This window comes from Winogradskyella psychrotolerans (assembly GCF_018860545.1).
Lineage (GTDB): Bacteria > Bacteroidota > Bacteroidia > Flavobacteriales > Flavobacteriaceae > Winogradskyella > Winogradskyella psychrotolerans_A.
The window spans coordinates 63540-85568 of record NZ_JAHKPN010000035.1; the positions used below are offsets into that span (position 1 = coordinate 63540).

Consider the following 22029-nt stretch of genomic DNA (forward strand, 5'->3'; position numbering starts at 1 on the left):
TCGCGTTTATTTATTTTGAATTACAGAACAGTAGCAGCGCTAATTACATTATGAATCACAACAACATATCCAAACAACATATTTTAAATCTCATTGATAGAGAAACCGAATTGTTTGAACGTGATTTAGCAACGTACAATTCAGAACTTAACGCTACCGTTGCATCTTCAAAATTTCTAGTTCTCGGTGCGGCAGGAACTATTGGCCAAGCGGTGACTAAAGAAATCTTTAAACGACAACCAAAAAAGCTTCACATTGTAGATATTAGTGAAAATAATTTAGCTGAATTAGTGCGAGATTTACGAAGTTCTTTTGGTTACATCTACGGAGATTTTAAAACGTTTGCTTTAGATATTGGATCCGTAGAATATGATGCCTTTATTGCTTCAGATGGTAATTATGACTATGTTCTAAATCTATCCGCATTAAAACATGTACGCAGTGAAGAAGACGCGTTCACACTAATGCGAATGATTGATGTCAATATTTTTAATACCGAAAAAACCATTCAACAATCTATTGAAAATGGAGTTAAAAAATATTTTTGCGTGTCTACAGATAAAGCCACAAATCCTGTGAGTATGATGGGAGCTTCAAAACGTATCATGGAGCTATTCTTAATGCAAAACAGTAAAGACATTTCTATTTCTACAGCACGCTTTGCTAATGTAGCCTTTTCTGATGGCTCTTTATTATATAGCTTTGAACAACGCATTAAAAAACAGCAACCTATTGTAGCTCCCAACGACATTAAAAGATATTTTATGACGCCAAAAGAATCGGGCGAACTCTGTTTACTTTCTTGTATTTTAGGTGAGAATAATGACATATTTTTTCCGCAATTAAAGGAAAATTTAAACCTTACGAGTTTTGCTGATATCGCTATCAACTATTTATCTGCATTTGGTTACGAACCTTATTTATGTGATACTGAAAATGAAGCAAGACAATTAGTTAAAACCTTACCTCAAACAGGACAATGGCCATATCTAATCACTAAAAGTGATACCACAGGCGAAAAAGAATCTGAATCCTTCTTTACGAAACAAGACACGTTAGATCTTAAACGTTTTGATGGACTTGGTATCATTAAAAACCAATTAGAGATTAATACCGAAAATAAACTCAACCATTTTTCAAATGCCATAAAAGATCTTAAAGCGAACAAATCTTGGACAAAGGAAAATATTATCGACTTATTTCATAAAATATTGCCGAACTTTAACCACCAAGAAACTGGTAAATATTTAGATCATAAAATGTAATTGATGCATAATAAAATAGATGTAGTAATTATGGCTGGTGGAAAAGGTGAACGCTTAATGCCATTAACCAAAAACACTCCAAAACCCCTTTTAAAAATTGGAAACAAGCCAGTGATTGAGCATATTACCAATCATTTGGCATCTTATGGTATTTCAAACATAACTATTACAGTCAATTACCTTAGTGATCAAATTATCGCGTATTTTGAAGACCATAACACACATCAAATTACATTTAATTATATTAAAGAATCAAAATCTTTAGGAACTATTGGTGGATTAAAACTGATAGATAGCTTAAAAAAAGATTACATCTTAGTAATGAATGCCGATTTACTGACTAACGTTAATTTCGAATCTCTTTTTAAAGATTTTGAGGCAACAGAAAGTGATGCTTTAATAACAACTGTGCCTTACAATGTGGTTATCCCACATGATGTGGTCGAAACAAAAAATGGATGCGTTACGGCATTAAAAGAAAAACATACGTCCTTATATAATTTGAATGCAGGCATATATCTATTTAAAAAAGAGTGTTTAACATATATCCCTGAGAACCTCTATTTTGACGCTACAGATTTAATCAATATTTTAATAACAAAAGGTAAAAAAATTACTAATTATCCTATTGTAGATTATTGGTTAGATATCGGAAAACCCGCAGATTTTGAAAAAGCTCAAACTGATATAAAGCACATTAAATTTTAGTCTGTAAATTTGATTTATTAGTAATACTTGTTCATATAAAAAAGGGGCATATTCATTTTAAAAGATTAGCGACGTGTCGTATCTTTGCACAGCTAAAAAATACAGCCATTTTTCTATTAAAATGAAGAACGTCTGTAGTTTCCTTTATAATATGAATCACAAACAAGCGTTAAAACACTCCATTTTTAAATACATCACCCAATCTGCTGAAGAATTACAAGTAGAAAGCTACGTTATCGGAGGCTTTGTACGCGACTATCTTTTAGAACGTGGAGATGCTAAAGATATTGATGTGGTTGCCGTTGGAAGTGGCATTGAATTAGCAAAACAAGTCGCAAAGAACTTACCGACCCAACCCAAAGTTCAAGTGTTTAAAACATACGGAACGGCTATGTTACGTTTTGATGATATTGAAATTGAATTTGTTGGTGCCAGAAAAGAAAGTTATAACGAAGACAGTAGAAATCCAATTGTTGAAAATGGTACTTTAGAAGACGATCAAAACCGACGCGACTTTACCATCAATGCTTTAGCTTTAAGTTTGAATGCCCATAACTTTGGCGAACTATTAGATCCATTTAATGGTCTTAACGATTTAGACAAAGGGATTATTCGTACTCCTTTAGACGCTAATATCACCTATAGTGACGATCCATTACGCATGATGCGAGCCATTCGCTTTGCCACACAACTTAATTTTAAAATTGAAGACGCTTCTCTCAAAGCCATCGCTGACAATAAAGAACGCATTAAAATAATCACTAAAGAACGCATTGTTGTAGAGCTTCATAAAATCTTAGAAAGTAAAACTCCTTCTATTGGTTTTATGCATTTGGAAAAAACAGGACTATTAGATTATATTCTTCCTGAATTAACGGCCTTAAAAGGCATCGATGAAATTGAAGGTCAACGTCATAAAGATAATTTTTACCACACTTTAGAAGTTGTCGATAATATTGCCAGAACCACAGATAATCTATGGTTGCGTTGGGCAGCATTGTTACACGATATTGGTAAAGCACCAACAAAAAAGTTTCACAAAAAAATTGGCTGGACGTTCCATGCGCATGAATTTGTAGGCTCTAAAATGGTTTATAAACTCTTTAAAAGACTGAAAATGCCACTGAATGACAAAATGAAATTTGTTCAGAAAATGGTATTCATGAGTTCGCGTCCAATTGTTTTAGCTTCAGACGTAACTGATTCTGCTGTAAGACGTTTAGTATTTGATGCTGGAGATTATGTAGAAGATTTAATGACCCTTTGTGAAGCAGACATCACCACAAAGAATCCAAAGAAATTTAAGAAATATCACAATAATTTTCAAAAAGTAAGAGATAAAATTGTTGAAGTTGAAGAACGCGATCAAGTTCGTAATTTTCAACCGCCTGTATCTGGTGAAGAGATTATGGAAACCTTCAATTTAAAACCGTCCAGAGAGATTGGACTGATTAAAGAAGCGATAAAAGAAGCTATTTTAGAAGGAGAGATTCCTAATGAACATGAAGCTGCTTTTGAGCTGATGTTGGAAACGGGGAAAAAGTTAGGACTTTCTATTGAGTCTCCAAGTAGCAAAGACTCAAAGTAACAAAGATGGAAAAGGATCACACATATCGTAAACTTTTAGTGTGGCAAAAATCAATGTCATTAGTAACAGAAATTTATAAAGAAGTTCAAGTATTTCCAAAGGATGAATTATATGCTTTGACCTCTCAGATTAAAAGGTCTGCTACTTCAATTCCCAGTAATATAGCAGAAGGTTATGGTAGAGATGGAAAAAAAGATTATTTAAGATTTTTAAATATAGCTTTGAGTTCATTATTTGAATTACAAACGCAATTAGAAATCTCATATAACTTAGAGTTTTTAAACGCGTTAAGTTTTAATAAACTTTATAAAGACACAAGAGAAATTGAAAGAATGTTAACCAGTTTCATTAGAAAAATCAAAGGCTAAACTTTGAAACTTTGAAACATTAAAACTTTGAAGCTTTGAAAGTAAAAAAAGAAAATAAAGCCGTTATCTATTGGCTACTTACAGGTTGTATTTTAATCTTCATCATGGTTGTCGTTGGCGGTATCACAAGGCTAACACATTCAGGTTTATCAATTTCAAACTATAAACTAATTTCGGGTACTATTCCACCAATGAATGAGGTGGAGTGGAATGAAGCCTTTGAACTATACAAACAATACCCAGAATATCAAAAACTACATAATCACATTAATTTAGAAGAGTTTAAAGATATTTATTTCTGGGAATGGATCCACCGTGTTATTGGTCGATTTATTGGTTTGGTGTTTATCCTACCTTTTATTTATTTCTTAATTAAAAAACGCCTTTCAAAATCAACCATTAAAAAAACTGTAGTGCTACTTTTTTTAGGTGGTTTTCAAGGATTTTTAGGTTGGTATATGGTCAAATCTGGATTAGTAGATGAGCCCAATGTGAGTCATTTTAGACTAGCTGCACATTTAACTACAGCTTTTCTAACCTTTGCGTATACGTTTTGGGTCGCATTGGATTTAATGTTTCCTGATAAAAAAGTCATTGATAAAAAATTGCGGAATTTCATACGAATTGGTCTAGCAGTTCTTATTCTTCAAATTATTTATGGTGCCTTTGTTGCAGGACTAGATGCTGGTTGGATCCATAACCATTGGCCATTAATGAGTGAAGGCAAATGGATCCATGAAACTGTATTTATAGAACAAAGTCCTACGTACCTTAACTTTTTAGAAGGTAAAAGTGGCGTTCAGTTTGTACATAGAACATTGGCGTATGTTGTTGTTATTTTTATTCTCGCTATTTGGTACAAAGCCAAACGAACACCATTAACATCATGGCAAACTAAAGGTATCAACTTACTTTTAATAATGGTAGGCGTACAATTTTTATTAGGTGTTTTAACACTAGTTCTTGCTGTTCCGGTTTGGCTAGGAGTTCTTCACCAAGTTGGTGCATTTATTTTATTGAGTGCTATGACATTTACTTTACATCGATTCAGTAAATAATTAAAAAATGATTTAACTTTGCAGCATGATTTACAGATTTAGAGTTATACTAGATAACGACACCGAAGATGATGTGTTTCGCGATATTGAAATCCGTGAAAGCGACACCATGGAAGATTTACACAATACCATTACGCAATCTTTTGGGTTTGATGGTATGGAAATGGCATCATTTTATATAAGTGATGACCAATGGAACCAGGGTGAAGAAATCTCAATGATGGACATGAGTGAAGCTGGTAATGAAGTAAAAATGATGAACGAAACGATTATCAACTCTATCGTTCACGAAGCATCAACACGCTTAATCTACCTTTACGATTTTATGAATATGTGGACGTTCTACGTGGAGTTAGGAGAAATTGTTGAAGAAGCTGAAGGTACAGACTACCCTAATCTTATGTTCGTTCATGGTCAGATTCCTGATGAAGCTCCAGAAAAAACTTTTGAAGCTGAAGAAGACGATGACGACTATAATGAATTTGATGACGATTTAGATCTAGACGACTATGATAATTTGAATTTTGATGAGAATTGGAATTAATAAATAACAGTATTAGAATCTAAATATGGATTCTTTTATTATGCTATTGCATTATCCCTTATTATCATCAATCTAAATACTCAGACCATTTATAATAACCGTTTCAAATTAACATCTTCGTAATTCCGCTTTACAAAGTCGAGTGCATATCGAAGTATTTCACCCATATTTTTACTTTTTCTGAAGTTCAAATCCATTGTATGATTATAGATACCTTCTTTAAGCATTTCAATATGTTTTGGAATAGAAATTTCATCATCTGCCATACAATCTAGTAGTGCATTTAAACGCGTGTGGTAACTCAGCATTCGTTTGGCAACGATAGACCGTTCTTCAATTTTATACTGATCTATAGATTCAGGTTGAATTTTTTCTCGTACCAACTCCACCATCTTATTATTCTCTTTAAAAAATTGCGGTCTATAAATCTTTAGATTACCTTCAAAGGATTGTTGGTCAAAATCAATGGCTCTAATTTTAAAAACTACATGATCAAAATCGTGCGTAGGAACAATGACATAGTTATACGAACGCATATCACCTAAAAGTCGAATTAAACAGCGCTCATTAAATTTTACAAACTCTTTAGCTATCTGTGATTTTTCGGATGGACTGCAATCTGGCAACATGTTTTTTATAAACTCATCACCAGGAATACCAGCAATGTGTTCTTCAATCAATGTATCCTTACAGACCAAAAAGTTGATTTGGTACGGTGATAACATCTGTTCTAATTCTAATCCGTAAACTCTAGATGCATCTGCTGTTTTAACATAAAAATGAGTAAAATTATCATTGAGAACATTTCTCACCTTTATTCTAAAAGGTTTAGAATTCCCAAAGGTGCAAAAATCAATAGCATCTACACTCAGGTATTTTAAAATCCATGTACCTCCATCCGAAATTAAACTAGAATAGACTTGTTTTAGACTACTATCAATTTCTTCGCGTTCATAATCATTATAGTAGACACGTACCCAAAGTGTATCGACATCATCTTTATCATAAACAACAATAGAGCCTTGAAAACGCAGCAAATCAGAATAAAAAATAGGCAAATCTATATTTCGTCTATATTTAGATAAATAACCATCTAATTTTTCAGAAATTGGATATGTCGGTTTTCGCTTTGATATTTTTAAATCCTCACTCATGTGCTAAATTTAAGGGTTTTAAAATGAATTCTAAAAAGTTACTTCTAAATTATTTTTTGAAGATAAAGGCCTTAATTTAATTCCTGATTTTAAGTATTATTTATTATAACTCAAAATTTCTGTAACAAATAAAAGCATCAATCGTCTTACCTTTATAACCAACTTTTGCTGCATATAATTTAGCAATTCAAAAACCAATCATTTTGGAGACAATCCTTACCATCAATAATCTCACAAAGAAATTCGGGTATCTCACAGCCGTAAAAAATTTAAGTTTCACTATTAACAAAGGCAATGTCTATGGCATTTTAGGACCAAATGGTAGTGGTAAATCCACTACTTTAGGTATTGTTTTAAATGTGGTAAATAAAACACAAGGCGATTTCCATTGGTTTGACGGAAACATCTCAACACATAATGCTTTAAAACAAGTTGGAGCCATAATAGAACGTCCTAATTTTTACCCGTACATGACGGCTTATCAAAACTTAAAATTAGTTTGTAAAATTAAAGGTGTTCATCAAAGTAAAATCAATGAGAAACTAGCCGTAGTTGGATTACTAGATAGAAAAGATCATAAATTTAGAACCTATTCTTTAGGGATGAAACAGCGTTTAGCGATTGCCTCTGCCCTACTCAATGATCCGGAAATCTTAATTTTAGATGAGCCCACTAATGGTTTAGACCCTCAAGGCATTCATCAAATACGTCAAATTATAAAAGATATTGCTGCTAATGGTACCACTATTCTTTTAGCCTCTCACCTTTTAGATGAAGTAGAAAAAGTGTGTACACATGTGGTTGTTCTTAGAAAAGGAGAAAAGTTATATGCAGGTCGTGTAGATGAAATGATTAATAGCCATGGTTTTTTTGAGTTAAAGGCTGAAAATCATCAAGCTTTATTAAATGCGTTAGAATCACATTCAAATATTGGAAATTTAAAAGTAGAAGGCGAATTAATTACGGCGTTTCTAAACGACCCTATGTCCGCTTCAGAATTTAATAAGTTTATGTTTGAAAAAGGGATTTGCCTATCGCATCTTGTAAAACGAAAAGAAAGTTTAGAAGAGCAATTTTTACAACTAACAGACAATCAATAAACCAATCAAAATCAGCATAATCCTATTTAATGGATAATGCAAAACCAATCCACATATGTTACGATTATTACAAATAGAATTTGAAAAATTACGATATAGTAAAGCTAGTATTATATTGATATCAACTTATTTTATTCTATTAGCGCTTATTGCACTTTTTGCGATGATAAAATTTGATATTGGTCCCATAAAATTTCATTTTGCTGAGCTTGGCATGTTCAACTTTCCATATATATGGCATTTTAATACGTTTGTTGCCGGCCTATTAAAATTCTTTCTGTTACTCGTTATTGTATCTATGGTTTCAAATGAATACAGTAATAAAACCCTAAAACAAAACCTCATTGATGGATTAAGTAAAAAGGAATTTATATTATCTAAATTCTATATGGTCATCGCTTTTTCTTTAGTTTCTACCTTATTTGTGTTTATTGTATCTTTAATTTTAGGTTATATCTACTCGAGTTATACGGAACCTTCCATTGTATTCTCTGACTTAGAATACCTACTTGCCTTTTTTATTAAGCTCGTCGGATTCTTCTCTTTTGGTTTATTTTTAGGAGTCCTTGTGAAACGTTCTGCATTTGCAGTGGCTACAATGGTCGTTTTGTTTTTTATAGAATTTATCAGCTATGCTATCGTTTCTGGTTACAACAGAGGAACAGAGCTTTCTGATAAAATTTATCAATTTGCACCATTTAAATCCCTATGGAATTTAATTGATGAACCAGGCTCAAGACTATCAGCCGTCCAAGCCATGGCACACCAAGTTGGAGAAGATCTATCTTACGATTACGCTGTACATTGGTACGAGATTGCGATCGTTTTGGCGTGGACTAGCATTTTTATCCTTTTATCGTATCTATTACTAAAAAAGAGGGATTTGTAATAACGTTGTAGAAATTGCTTTACAATCATACAATGTTAAAATTTGGGATTTTTTATGTTCTAGTTGTTATCTTGTGTGCTTAATGTGAATGACGCACATTTTGCTCTTATGAAAAGGATCTTTTTAATTTTAGTCTTAGTATTTACTAGCCCCCATGTTTTCGCTCAAAGTGAAGCCTCTTTTTGGTATTTTGGCAGAAATGCTGGCCTACAATTTAACGCCTCAACGGGTTCAGTAACAGCAATTACCAATGGTCAAATAAATACTTTAGAAGGCTGCACATCTATTTCAGATGCTGATGGAAATTTATTGTTTTATTCCGATGGAAGAACGGTTTGGAACCGTAATCATCAAATTATGTCTAATGGTGATTATTTCGGTGGCACCGGACTTTTAGGCGACCCTTCGAGTACGTCCTCTGGATTAATTGTTCCTAAACCAGAAGATCCTGACAAGTATTATCTCTTTACCGTTGATGAACCTCATCAATTTAATGCCTCAACATCGCCTAACCAATACACCGGAACTTATGAAGGAGGAGGAACGATTCCTTCGGCAGATGATGGTTACAATAATGGGTTTAATTATTCATTAATCGACATGACATTAAATGGCGGATTAGGTGATGTCGATGCTGTTGAAAAGAATAACCATCTCGTAACTTATGACCCTTCCATTCCTATTGAAGTACAATATAAAAGTTCAGAAAAAATTACAGCAGTACGTGCTGAAGATTGTTCGTCGTTTTGGGTAATAACACATTTTGGAAATAAATTTTATGCCTTTAAAATTGATGAAAACGGGGTACAAACGACACCTGTGATTTCAGAATCTGGTCCTTATATTCCTATTGAAGGCTATAGACGGAATTCTTTAGGTTATATTAAAACCTCACCTGATGCCTCAAAACTTGTCGCTGCCAACTTTGGTGAAGCCTCCGTTCCTGGTGGTGATGCTGCTGGTAATGTGTATTTATATGATTTTAATAATGAAACAGGAATCGTTTCTAATCCATTAGAACTTTACGGTTCTCAAAATGGAAATAGTCCATATGGTGTAGAGTTTTCCGCAGAAAGCAAAAAAGTTTATGCCACTCTAAGTGAAGGCCTGTCTGGAAGTGGAACTAGTCATTTATTGCAATGGGATTTAGAAAGTGATGATATTCCTAATTCTCAACAAGTGATTCACTCGTCTAACGATATTACTGCTGGTGCCTTACAATTAGGCATCGATCGTCGTATTTATAGAGCAAATCTGAGTTATACTAACCATCCTACGCTTACTAAATACTTGGGTATTATTAATAATCCTGAAGCTAATGGTTCATCTGTAAATTACGACGAACAAGGTATATTATTAGATAGTAATGGCTCAAACCAAAATACGAGTCAGATTGGTTTGCCTCCATTTATTCAGTCATTATTTAATTCTGAAATTGATATTATTAGAAATGGTATCAGTACTTCCGAATTAAAATTATGTACCAATGACACCTATACTTTACAAGCCGATACCATTGCTGGTGCAGATTATGTTTGGTCTTTTGAAGGTGTTCCTTTAGCTGAAACCTCATCGGAATTGGTAATCGATACACCTGGTTTTTATGAAGTTTATATTGAACCAAATAATGGTGAATGTCCAATTGAAGGCAGTGCTGTAGTTGGTGTTTTTGAAATTCCTGTTGCAAACCCACTTTCAGATGTTGCGGTTTGTGATAGTTTTGATAATGATGGATTTTCACAATTCAATTTTACAAATAAAAATGCTGAAGCCTTATTAACCCAAGACCCTTTGCAATACAACGTCAGTTATTTTGAAACGCTTGAAGATGCAGAATCTAATGAAAATATGATAACGTTTCCGTATATAAATACGGCTAACCCACAAACCATATATGTTCGTGTAGATAATTCAAATAACACCAATTGCTTCGCTGTTAATTCGTTTGAACTAGAGGTTTTTACCACACCTCAAATTCCAGATTTAAACACCATTGAATTTTGTGATAATGTTGGCGATGTCATGGATGGTATTGCGAACGTAGCACTGGGAGATTTAATTCCTAGCATCAGAGGAACACAAACCGATATCAATATTACATTCCATGGCTCGCAAGATGATGCCGATACAAAAACAGATGTACTACCTTTAAATTATACGAATACCACAGCGGTTAACGACACTATTTTCGTTAGAGTTGAAAATGCTTTACATACGGATTGCTTTATTACAGATAGTTTTAATGTGATTATTAATCCTATTCCTGTAGCCAATGACATCAGTATAATTCAGTGTGATGAAGATGGGATCCCCGAAGGTTTTACCATCTTTAATTTGAACGAAAGTATTAGTGAAATCACGGATGAAACACTAAACACCGTTAACTTTTACAGCTCTCAAACCGATGCCGAACATGAAGAAAACCCATTAAACGCAGAGGCTTTTGAAAATTACCTCAACCCACAAACCGTGTATGCCAGAGTCAAAAACATAGATTCTGATTGTGCCAATATTAGTGAGATTACTTTAGAAGTTAGTACAACAGCATCCAACAATGCAAGTTTAGCTTTATGTGATACAGATGGTATAGAAGATGGATTTATGACTTTTAATCTTACCGATGCTAATGCTACAATTTTAGCTAATTCTCCGTCAGATTTAAATATTACTTATTACGCAACCTATAACGATGCCTTATTAGAAAATAATTCGGTTGGGACAACTTTTACCAATACTATACCTAACCAACAAACCCTATTTGCACGTGTAGAAAATGTTAACGCCTGTTATGGTATAAGTGAAATAGAATTAACGGTTTACGATTTACCAAATATAGAGACTGAATTTGAAACGTTTTATTGTTTGAATTTCTTTCCAGAACCTATAATTTTAACTGGTGGAGTCGTTGATGATTCTCCAAGTAACTATTACTACGATTGGTCTACAGGTGAAACCACATCAGAAATTGAAATAGATACGCCAGGAACGTATACTGTTCGTGTCTCCAATACTAATGATTGTTTTAAAGACCGAACCATTACAGTTTCACCTTCCAATATTGCAACTATTACTCAAATTGAAGTCATTGATGCGTCACAAAATAATTCTATTTCAGTTATTGTGGATGGAGAAGGAAATTACGAATATGCTTTAGACAACAGCAATGGTCCATACCAAGATGGTACAACTTTTAATAATGTTCAACCAGGAATTTACACGGTGTATGTCCGTGATAAAAATAATTGTGGTATCACAGAAGACTTAGTGTCTGTTATCGGTTTCCCTAAGTTTTTCACGCCAAACAACGATGAAGTCAATGATTACTGGCAAGTTTATGGTGTTTCAGAACAGTTTCAAGCTAATTCACAAATTTATATTTTCGATAGATACGGAAAACTACTAACGACCCTCAATCCACTAAGTTCTGGTTGGGATGGCACTTTCAATGGCAAAAAAATGCCTACTAGTGATTATTGGTTTAAAGTTACTTTAGAGGATGGTCGCACATACACAAATCACTTTACATTAAAACGATGATAACTTACCCTACTGATAATATTAAATCTCTAGCATTACTATGTTGCCTTATTTTTGGTAGTATAATTTATGCCCAACAACCTAATGACTGTCAATTTGCAGTAACGGTATGTGGTAACTCAGATTTCAGTTTAGATGTTGATGGTATTGGAACGCAAGAATTAAATAACTCTAATACTTGCAGTAGTCAAGAAAACAATAGTATTTGGCTAGAAGTTAATATTGCTACATCTGGTACTTTAGCCTTTACGTTGACTCCGAGTAGCACAAGTATAAGCGAAGATTATGACTTCTTTATTTTTGGACCTAATGTGAATTGCGGACAACTAGGCCAAGCCATCCGCTGTTCTACAACGAATCCTGCAGCCGCTAATCAAGGAAATAATCGCACAGGATTAAATGCGACATCTACTGAAACATCAGAAGGACCTGGTGCTGGAGGAGACAGTTTTGTAAGTGATATCGATGCCTTAGCAGGCGAAAGCTATTTTATTGTCATTGATAGACCTATTGGAAATAGTCCTTTTTCTTTAGAATGGACTGGTACTGCAACGTTTCCTGAAGCACCATCAAACCCAATAACGGCAAATACAATTTCAACAAGTTTACCTAGTATCGATGTTTGTGATTCAACCGCTCCTTATGATGATAATATTACCGAGTTTGACTTCACCGATTTAACAGATGAAATTATTAATGGAGAATCTGATGTCGTGGTCACTTATCATACCTCTGAAAGTGATGCTAACATTAGTATAAATGCTTTGGGGAATATTTTCAACAACACCGCGAGTAATGAAACCATTTATATTAGAATTGAAAACTTAACTACAGAATGTTATATTATAAATGATGTAGATATTAATGTTTCGGCACTCACCGATTTTAATACACCTACAGATTATAACGTATGTGATGATGATTTAGACGGAGATGATCAAAATGGTATTTCAACATTTGATTTTAATATTAAATCACAAGAAATTATCGATGGTTTTGTTGGTGCTAATTATGATATCAGCTATTATTTAAGTCCAGCAAACGCCGAATCATCTACGACTCCTCTAGCCTTAAATTATAGAAATGCGGCACCTACACCAACTGAAATATTTGTTAGAATTCAAGATGTGGATTCGGGCTGTATTGGTTTCACATCTTTTATTATTACCGTTGACCCTAAACCCATAGCCAATGATGTTACACTTTTACAATGTGACGAAGACGGCATTCCTGAGGGATTCACAACATTTAACCTCACCGAAATATCCGATGATATCACAGGAGGTAATCCAGATGCAACAATTCAATACTACCTTTCTCAAAATGATGCTGAAGATGAAACAAATGCAATAGATGGTGATGCTTTTGATAATTTCTTCAATCCACAAATCGTATATACTAGAGTTACAAACACTACCACCAGTTGTGTTAATTTTAGTGAGATAACATTAGCAGTGAGTACAACAGCATCCAACGATGCTAGTCTAGAATTATGTGATACAGATGGGACTGAAGATGGTTTTATGGAGTTTACCCTCACTGATGCTGATGATGCTATATTAACTGGTTCTCCTGCTGGATTAGATTTAATTTATTACGAATCGTATGAAGATGCTTTAATAGAAAGCAACCCATTAGGCACTACATTTACAAACACAATTCCGTACAACCAAACGATTTATGCTCGCGTTGAAAATGCTAACGCGTGTTATGGTATAAGTGCTGTTGAACTTTCTATATTTCAATTGCCAAATATAGAGACCACATTTGAGACGATGTATTGTCTCAACTTTTTCCCAGAAACCATAACCCTAGATGGAGGTGTTGTTGATGATCTACCTAACAATTACTATTATGAATGGTCTACAGGAGAAGACACTTCAACTATAGAGATTGATGCACCAGGAACGTACACGGTAAGAGTCACTAACACTAATGGATGTTTTAAAGATAGAACTATAACTGTTTTGCCTTCTAATATTGCTACTGTAACAAATATTGAAGTCGTAGATGCTTCACAAAATAACAGCATTACTGTTTTTGTTAGTGGTGAAGGCGATTACGAATATGCTTTAGATGATATAAATGGGCCGTATCAAGATGCTACAACTTTTGAAAATGTAGAACCAGGGCTTTACACGATTTACATTAGAGATAAGAATGACTGTGGAGTTACTGACGCTTTAGTTTCCGTTATCGGTTTTCCTAAATTTTTCACTCCAAATGACGATGACAACAATGATTATTGGCAAGTGAAAGGTATTTCTTCTCTTTTTCAAGAGGATTCTTCCATCTTAATTTTTGATCGTTATGGCAAATTATTAATTGAACTCGACCCATTAAGTTCAGGTTGGGACGGTACATTTAATGGAGAATTAATGCCAACAAGCGACTATTGGTTTAAAGTAAAGCTTCAAGATGGCCGAACTTTTACCAATCATTTTACACTGAAGCGGTAAATTAAAAATTGTATTTTAGCTTGACCAATCCCATAAAATTGAAAAAAGCATCCTACATACTATCAATTCTACTTATTGGCATATCATTACCGGTGTTAGCCCAAGACGTTTCCTTATTTCAACAATATAACGGCAGGTATGATTATACAGCGATAGGCAACACAATGAATACGGTTGAAAATGGAACTTTAGGTCCTTGTACCATTTTAACTTCTTCATCAGCAAATTTATCACTCAATAGCGACCAAACTATAGTAGCCGCTTATTTATATTGGGCAGGAACCCATACAGGGGATTTCAATATATCATTAAATAATATAGATATTACCGCAGAGCGCACCTTCAGTGATGCTATAGATAGTAGTCGTGTATTTTTTGCTGCTTTTGCAGATGTGACTTCAATAGTTTTAGATCAAGGTAGTACGGATTACACTATATCTAATTTTGATCTTAATGCTGTTATTGCTCCTTATTGTCCCTCAGGAACCAATTTTGGAGGTTGGGCAATTACGGTGATCTACGAAGACAGCAATCTTCCTTTAAATCAACTTAATGTGTACGATGGGTTACAAAGTGTTCCGGATAACTTAAGTATTTCATTAGATAATTTAAACGTATTAGACAATGAAAATGCTAAAATTGGGTTCGTTGCTTGGGAAGGAGATCGCTCTATTGCTGTTAACGAGCAACTGACTATAAACGGTAACGTTATTAGTAATTACCCATTGAATCCAGCAAACAACGCTTTTAATGGTACAAATTCATTTACTGGAGCTACCGATTTATACAACATGGATATTGATGTGTATAATATTCAAGATAATATTGCCATTGGAGATACTTCTGCCACCATAGCTTTGACTTCCGGACAAGATTTTGTTATGATTAATAATATCATTACGGTATTAAACAGTCAGCTTCCAGATGCCACAATTACCATTGACGATGCCACCATTAATTGTGGAGACACTGCTGTTGAAATATTTTACACGGTATACAATAATAATAGTACCGATGTTTTACCAGCACAAACTCCTATTGCATTTTATGCTAATGGTGAATTTTTAGGAACTAGTGAAACAGCAACTGATATCGCTATTAATGGCAGTGAGATTAACTCTATTTACCTTAATCTACCCGAAAGTTCAGAACCAAATGTGACGATCGTTGTTATCGTAGATGATGATGGTACAATGAATGGCATCGTTACAGAAACTAACGAAAATAACAATAGTGCTTTTTCGGAAATTGAATTGCTAGTCATTCCTGAAATAACAATACTTCCAAATCTTATTGGTTGTAATGAGGGCTTTGAAATTTCTAGTTATGATTTGTTTGAAGCACTGAGTACTTTAGATTATAGTGAAGATGAAGTTGCATTCTATGGGTCATTAGAGGATTTAGAAATCGCCTCTAATGCTATATTAATACCATCGGATTATAATAATATTTCAAATCCTGAAACCATATTTGTTCGTATAGAGCGTGCTCTATGCTACGAGATATTTCAATTCGACTTGACCATTGAAAACTGTCCTCCATATATTCCGCAAGGATTCTCACCTAATAACGATACTAAAAACGATTGGTTTAACATTCAAGGTTTATACGACATTTTCACAGCGCACGAGTTACAGATTTATAATCGATACGGAGACTTAATCTTTGTTGGTGACAATGAAAAACCTTGGGATGGCACCATTAATAGAGGCCTCAATAACGTAGGAAGCGTTTCACCAGTGGGCACCTATTATTATATATTGAATTTAAACGATCCAAATTATAAGCCATTTGTAGGTTGGGTATATGTTAATTATTAGAATTGTTAAAATTTTAGTCCGTTCGTCTTATTTTTTTGCATTTGTACTTTTGTTCTAGTAATTTTATAAGCGTTAACACAATTTCATTGTTAATTCCCTCCTTATATTTTTTTTGAATTCCCTCTAAATTTATAATAGTTCGTTTTTAGAACCTCTAATTTTATTTAAGGTCTACTATGGCTAAAAACTCAAATTACTGACACTTTAATTAAGACATTTCCTACAAAATTATAGGAAGTGTACTGAATAACAAGTGTGTGAATATGCTCTTTTTGCTGACTCTTTCAGCTAAAAAGCCCATTTTTAGGCTCTAAATGTTAACATTTAGTGTATTTCAACGTATTTTTTTGTATTTCGTCTTATTTTAATCTACTTTTCGGCCATAATTAAATAATGTGTGTGCGTCGACTCCAAATCTACCCTACACTAACATAGTAACCCTTAACCGAAACTAATGACTTATTTAAACCGCTCCCTCTGCTTATTTATAGGCCTAATTTGTACTATTTCTTTTGCCCAACAAGTTACCGTAGATAATTCAGTTTCACCACAAGACTTAATTCAAAACACATTAATACAAGGTTGTGTAGAAGTCTCAAATATTAGCTCACCCTCAAATGGCTCTTCTATCGGTATTGGTAGTTATGGTTACTTTGAACGCGCCTCGTCTGATTTCCCATTTGAAAATGGTATTGTATTAACAACAGGAAACGCTACCTCTGCAGGTAATGGTCAAAATAATGACATACTAAACGATGGAGATGGCACGTGGTTAACCGATAGTGATCTCGAAGCCACGTTAGGCATTTCAGGAACCGTAAATGCAACTTCCATAGAATTCGAATTTATTTCGATATCAAACCAAATACAATTTAACTATATACTAGCTTCCGAAGAATATTTCGGGAATTTCCCTTGTGATTATTCTGATGGTTTTGCTTTCTTAATTAAAGAAGCTGGTACCTCTGATCCTTATACAAACATTGCTTTAATACCAGGAACATCAACACCAGTAAATACGCAAACGGTTCATGATGAAATCGTTGGATTTTGTCCTGCTTCAAACGGAGAGTATTTTGAAGGTTACAATTTAGGAGATACTAATTATAATGGTAGAACTACAGTGCTTTCCGCTACAGCTTCTATACAACCTAACGTACAATATCAAATTAAATTGGTTATTGCAGATCAAGATGATCAAAATTACGATTCTGCAGTATTTATAGAAGGTAATAGTTTTGATGCTTCTGTAGATTTAGGAGAAGATTTCTCTACATGTGCTAGTAGTGTTGAATTAGACGGAAACATCGATAATCCTAATGCTGTGTATTCTTGGTATTTCAATAACTCACAAATTCCTACGGCAAATGGATCGACCTTAACGGCGTTAGAGTCTGGTAACTATCGTGTAGAAATTCAATTACCACTTGCAGGAAGCTCTTGTGTTATTCAAGATGATATTGAAGTATCTTTAAGTTCTACACAAACATCTGATCCTATTTCCGATTATCTGCTTTGTGATGATTTAAGTGGTGACGGCATAGAGACATTTGATTTATCGACTAAAGACGCAGAAGTTATAGCCTCAGTGCCATCATCTTCATATACAATTTCATATCATTATAATGATACAGATGCTATAAATAATAGTAATGCTATTACAAATCCGATTCAAAACACCACGAATCCACAAGTCATTCATGTAAGAATAGAAGATACTGTTAATGGTTGTTTAGCATATTCAACATTTAACTTGGTTGTAAATTCATTACCAATCATTTCTAACCCAACAGAACTAGTAGTTTGTAATGAAGGGTCTGCAGACGGTAGAGTAGCTATGGATTTAAATGCCTACAAGGATACTGAAATCACCTTATCGCAACCTAATCTGATAGTTAGCTATCACAGTTCTGCTGCCGATGCCACTGCTGGAATTAATGCTTATGCTATGCCTTATACGAATACTAACGCATCAGAACAAGTATTTGTAAGTGTTAAGAATACAGAAACAGGTTGTATCAGTACGACCACATTAGATATTAGCGTTATTGAAAGTCCTGTAATTAATACAGAAGTACATTATATAGATGCTTGTGATACCGATTTAGATGGATATGCTAATTTTGATTTAACATCAATTATCCCAGAAGTATTAGAAGGTTTAACTGGTGTGACCGTTACGTTCCATACCACTCCAGAAGATGCACTCTCTGGCTTAAATCCTATTGCGGATGATACTAACTACGCTAATATCAATATTGAAGAACAACTTATTTATATTAGAGTAGAAAATACAACTTCTGGTTGTGGGTCTATGACACCAATTGAATTACATACCAACCTTTTGTTAACCGCAACAAATATTAGAGATATTTCTGTATGTGATGAAGGTGATGATAATACAGAAGATTTCAATTTTGACAATATTGCTGTCGGCATCATTAATGAATTACCTGATGTGGAGATTGTATTTTATGAAACTGAAGCAGATAGAGATAATGGAACAAATCCTATTGATCCCTCATCTCCTTATAGCTCTACGAGTAATCCACAAACCATTTATATCACTTTAGAAAACCCTACATGTAATGAAGTTGCTGAATTCGATTTGAAACTAAATCCTATAATTCAGTTTGAATCCATTGTAAGTTTAACGGTTTGTGACGAAGATCAAGATGGATTTACAACCACCACTTTATCTTCTTTAAACGGTGATGTCACTAATGGAGAAGAAGGATTCGCTGTCAAATATTTCTTAACCGAACAAGATGCTATTGACAATACCAATCCGCTCCCAAACTCGTATACAAATACAACAAATCCATTTACATTATTTCCAAGAATTACATTTTCTGAAACGGGTTGTTACGACTATAATTCATTTGAAGTTACCGTTTTACCAGCACCAGAAAGTGAAAAACCAGAAGATATTATAATATGTGATGCCGATAGAGACGGTTTCTCACCTATTAATTTAAATAATAGTATTCCTAACTCTATTTTGGCAACACCAAACAGAAGTGTTAGTTTTCATAATAGTTTAGCTGATGCGCGCTCTGATGAAAACGAAATTACCAACATATCTAATTATGCCGCTCAAACAGAAATTGTTTACATGCGTGTTGAGAACAGTACAACCGGTTGTTATGCTATTGAAGAATTATATATTATTGTAAATACCTTACCTTACGTTGGCGATCTCTCTAACTATGTTCAGCAATATACGTTTTGTGAAGATGTGACAGATGGCATTGGTCAATTTGTTTTTGAAAACAAGGATAGTGAAGCTTTAGACGGCCAAACAGGTAAAGAAGTTAGTTACTACCTTAACGCAACTGATGCTGAAAATAAGATTAACCCTATCGACAAAACAAGTGTTTATGAGAATATTTCTAACCCACAACAAATCCATGTTAGAATAGAAAACCTTACAGACGAATCTTGTTATACCACGTCATCTTTTGCTGTTGAAGTCGGTACAAATCCAACATACAATGAGCCTACAAATTGGTTTGTTTGTGATGATATTTCAAACGACGGTTCAGAGCTTTTTGATTTTTCTAGGGTAGTTGATGAAGTCACTGCAGGCATTCCAGATATACAAACGGTAAAATTCTATACTTCAGAAAGTGATGCTATCAATAGCACAAATGAAATACCTCTAGAATTTAGTAACACCGTAAATCCACAACAAATTTTTGTACAGATAGATAATGGTACCATTTGCCAATCTATTACATCATTTGTTGTTAACGTAATTGCAGTACCAGATGTCACACTTCCGGAACCAATTATAGCATGTGATGATGACACCGATGGTACGCTTCAATTTGATTTAACAGTTAAAGAGGCCAACATTACAGATGTTAGACAACAGAATATCATCATTGAATATTTTGCTAATTATGAAGATTCTGAAGCTGGTATAAACTCAATTTCAAATCCTGAAAATTATACGAACACTTCAAATCCTCAGACGGTTTATATGAAAGTGACAAATACCGTTTCTAATTGTTACGCGGCACTTCCAATAGAATTAATAGTGAACCAACCTCCTATTATTACTGATTTTCAAGAGTTTGAAATTTGTGCTAATGAATTAAACACAGTGGATTTAACTGAAATCAATGAAATAGCAACAGATAACACTTATAATGTTTTATTTAGTTATTTCTCTACTGAAGCAGATGCCATAGCTAATTCAAATGCCTTAGACACGAATTACACATACCAAAGCAATTATGATACGTTATTTGTAAGAACAGAATATAGTACAACGCATTGTTCAACGTACTACGAGTTTCATTTAAAAGTTAATCCGCAACCTGTCGCCAATCAACCTAACGACTTAGAAGCTTGTGACGATGATTTTGATGGTCTTTTAAATTTTGATTTAGCGCAACAAGACTCCAGCATTTTAGGTGCTCAAAGTCCTGATTTATATTCTGTATCATATCACAACACAGAATTACAAGCTAATGAAAACAATGCTGCATTAGAAACGGATTATATGGCTTATGATAGCGAAGTAATCTATGTTCGTGTAGAAAATAATAATACAGGGTGTTATGCCGTCACTTCGTTTAACGTTATAATAAACCCAATTCCAGTCGTTGATGTTGGAGACCAAGTTATTTGTATCGATAATATGCCACTACTCGTTTCGGCTAATACTAATTATGCAACAGATTCTTATTTATGGTCAACTGGCGAAACTACTCCAGAAATTGATATTACAGAAGTAGGGAATTATTGGGTAACCGTTACTACTGCATCAGGCTGTGAAAACACGAGTTATTTTGGTGTTACGGAATCTGAAACAGCAACTATTGAAACTACGGAAATTGTAGATTTCTCAGACCCAAACAATATTACAGTAACCATTAGTGGTATTGGTAATTACCTTTACCAATTAGATGATTTTGATCCTCAGGATTCCAATGTGTTTCAGAACGTGGCTATGGGCTACCATACGGTTACAATCATAGATTTAAATGGTTGTGCTAATGTAACGAAAGAAGTTTTAGTCGTTGATATCCCTAAATTCTTTACCCCTAACAACGATGGTGATTTTGATACGTGGCATATTGTAGGAATTGAAACATTACCAGGAACTGTTATTCATATTTTTGATCGCTACGGAAAACTTATAAAACAATTAACATCTAGTTCTCCTGGATGGGATGGTTATTACAATGGTAAGATACTTCCAACAAGTGACTTTTGGTTTATTGCTGATGTCAAACGTGGTTCAATAGCGTTTGAAGTTAAAGGTCATTTTACATTAAAACATTAAACTCAATAACCTTAACACATTATAATAATCCCCTTACTTCGCGGTAAGGGGATTTTTGCTATTTAATAATTTCCGATTGCGTGTGTCTTTTACCATATTTAATTAGAACGGCATAGCTCTCATTCATACGAACATCTACTTTTAGATACGCAGTTAAGTTTATGAAGGTAACTTTCAAACGGTTAAATGACGTCTTTTGTACAGATTTACTTGCACTTATATAATTTTCTTTATATTTATCAA

13 protein-coding genes are annotated in these 22029 nt (G+C 34.0%); 12 read left to right on the forward strand and 1 reads right to left on the reverse strand.

Going from position 1 to position 22029, the window contains the following annotated elements:
* Positions 1 to 50 precede the first annotated feature (50 nt).
* The 6 genes from KO515_RS12130 (at position 51) to KO515_RS12155 (ending at position 5531) form a co-directional block, all read left to right on the forward strand.
* Positions 51 to 1265, forward strand: a complete 1215-nt coding sequence (locus tag KO515_RS12130) for a UDP-N-acetylglucosamine 4,6-dehydratase (protein WP_215936612.1) — start codon at positions 51 to 53, stop codon at positions 1263 to 1265.
* 3 nt (positions 1266 to 1268) lie between these two features.
* Complete coding sequence (locus KO515_RS12135) at positions 1269 to 1973, forward strand: sugar phosphate nucleotidyltransferase (protein ID WP_215936613.1); 705 nt, start codon at positions 1269 to 1271, stop codon at positions 1971 to 1973.
* Positions 1974 to 2124: 151 nt separating this feature from the next.
* The gene (locus KO515_RS12140) at positions 2125 to 3561 is read left to right on the forward strand and encodes a CCA tRNA nucleotidyltransferase (protein ID WP_215936614.1); all 1437 of its coding nucleotides are present in this window, start codon (positions 2125 to 2127) and stop codon (positions 3559 to 3561) included.
* Positions 3562 to 3566: 5 nt separating this feature from the next.
* The gene (locus KO515_RS12145; RefSeq protein ID WP_215936615.1) at positions 3567 to 3929 is read left to right on the forward strand and encodes a four helix bundle protein; all 363 of its coding nucleotides are present in this window, start codon (positions 3567 to 3569) and stop codon (positions 3927 to 3929) included.
* Positions 3930 to 3964: 35 nt separating this feature from the next.
* Positions 3965 to 4987: a COX15/CtaA family protein gene (locus tag KO515_RS12150; RefSeq protein WP_215936616.1), complete on the forward strand. Its 1023-nt coding sequence runs from the start codon at positions 3965 to 3967 to the stop codon at positions 4985 to 4987.
* A gap of 25 nt (positions 4988 to 5012) precedes the next feature.
* A complete protein-coding gene (locus KO515_RS12155; protein ID WP_215936617.1) occupies positions 5013 to 5531 on the forward strand; it encodes a plasmid pRiA4b ORF-3 family protein in 519 nt (172 codons plus the stop codon).
* Between the two features lie 89 nt (positions 5532 to 5620).
* Here the strand turns inward: KO515_RS12155 and KO515_RS12160 are convergent, their stop codons facing one another.
* A complete protein-coding gene (locus tag KO515_RS12160; RefSeq protein ID WP_215936618.1) occupies positions 5621 to 6685 on the reverse strand; it encodes a hypothetical protein in 1065 nt (354 codons plus the stop codon).
* Positions 6686 to 6888: 203 nt separating this feature from the next.
* On the opposite strand from KO515_RS12160, the gene KO515_RS12165 reads away from it, so the two are divergent.
* The 6 genes from KO515_RS12165 to KO515_RS12190 all read left to right on the forward strand — a co-directional run bounded on the left by KO515_RS12165 (position 6889) and on the right by KO515_RS12190 (position 21786).
* Positions 6889 to 7785 carry an ABC transporter ATP-binding protein gene (locus tag KO515_RS12165; RefSeq protein WP_215936619.1) on the forward strand — a complete coding sequence of 299 codons (897 nt, stop codon included), beginning with the start codon at positions 6889 to 6891 and terminating at the stop codon, positions 7783 to 7785.
* Positions 7786 to 7840: 55 nt separating this feature from the next.
* Complete coding sequence (locus KO515_RS12170; protein WP_215936620.1) at positions 7841 to 8674, forward strand: ABC transporter permease; 834 nt, start codon at positions 7841 to 7843, stop codon at positions 8672 to 8674.
* Between the two features lie 108 nt (positions 8675 to 8782).
* Positions 8783 to 12211, forward strand: coding sequence for a T9SS type B sorting domain-containing protein (locus tag KO515_RS12175; protein WP_215936621.1), 3429 nt, complete (start codon positions 8783 to 8785; stop codon positions 12209 to 12211).
* Complete coding sequence (locus tag KO515_RS12180) at positions 12208 to 14670, forward strand: T9SS type B sorting domain-containing protein (protein WP_215936622.1); 2463 nt, start codon at positions 12208 to 12210, stop codon at positions 14668 to 14670. Before KO515_RS12175 ends, KO515_RS12180 begins: the two co-directional genes overlap by 4 nt.
* 38 nt (positions 14671 to 14708) lie before the next feature.
* Positions 14709 to 16490 (forward strand): gliding motility-associated C-terminal domain-containing protein, encoded by a 1782-nt coding sequence (locus KO515_RS12185; protein WP_252723860.1) that lies wholly within the window; start codon positions 14709 to 14711, stop codon positions 16488 to 16490.
* A 454-nt stretch (positions 16491 to 16944) separates the two neighbouring features.
* Entirely contained in the window at positions 16945 to 21786 is a 4842-nt protein-coding gene (locus tag KO515_RS12190) for a T9SS type B sorting domain-containing protein (protein WP_215936623.1), read from the forward strand.
* Positions 21787 to 22029: the final 243 nt, after the last annotated feature.

What these genes read in the sequence shown, in the direction of transcription:
- KO515_RS12130 (WP_215936612.1), top strand. Translation starts at nt 51, where the DNA reads ATGAATCACAACAACATATCCAAACAACATATTTTAAATCTCATTGAT.
- KO515_RS12135 (WP_215936613.1), top strand. Translation starts at nt 1,269, where the DNA reads ATGCATAATAAAATAGATGTAGTAATTATGGCTGGTGGAAAAGGTGAA.
- KO515_RS12140 (WP_215936614.1), top strand. Translation starts at nt 2,125, where the DNA reads ATGAATCACAAACAAGCGTTAAAACACTCCATTTTTAAATACATCACC.
- KO515_RS12145 (WP_215936615.1), top strand. Translation starts at nt 3,567, where the DNA reads ATGGAAAAGGATCACACATATCGTAAACTTTTAGTGTGGCAAAAATCA.
- KO515_RS12155 (WP_215936617.1), top strand. Translation starts at nt 5,013, where the DNA reads ATGATTTACAGATTTAGAGTTATACTAGATAACGACACCGAAGATGAT.
- KO515_RS12160 (WP_215936618.1), bottom strand. Translation starts at nt 6,685, where the DNA reads ATGAGTGAGGATTTAAAAATATCAAAGCGAAAACCGACATATCCAATT.
- KO515_RS12170 (WP_215936620.1), top strand. Translation starts at nt 7,841, where the DNA reads ATGTTACGATTATTACAAATAGAATTTGAAAAATTACGATATAGTAAA.
- KO515_RS12175 (WP_215936621.1), top strand. Translation starts at nt 8,783, where the DNA reads ATGAAAAGGATCTTTTTAATTTTAGTCTTAGTATTTACTAGCCCCCAT.
- KO515_RS12180 (WP_215936622.1), top strand. Translation starts at nt 12,208, where the DNA reads ATGATAACTTACCCTACTGATAATATTAAATCTCTAGCATTACTATGT.
- KO515_RS12190 (WP_215936623.1), top strand. Translation starts at nt 16,945, where the DNA reads ATGACTTATTTAAACCGCTCCCTCTGCTTATTTATAGGCCTAATTTGT.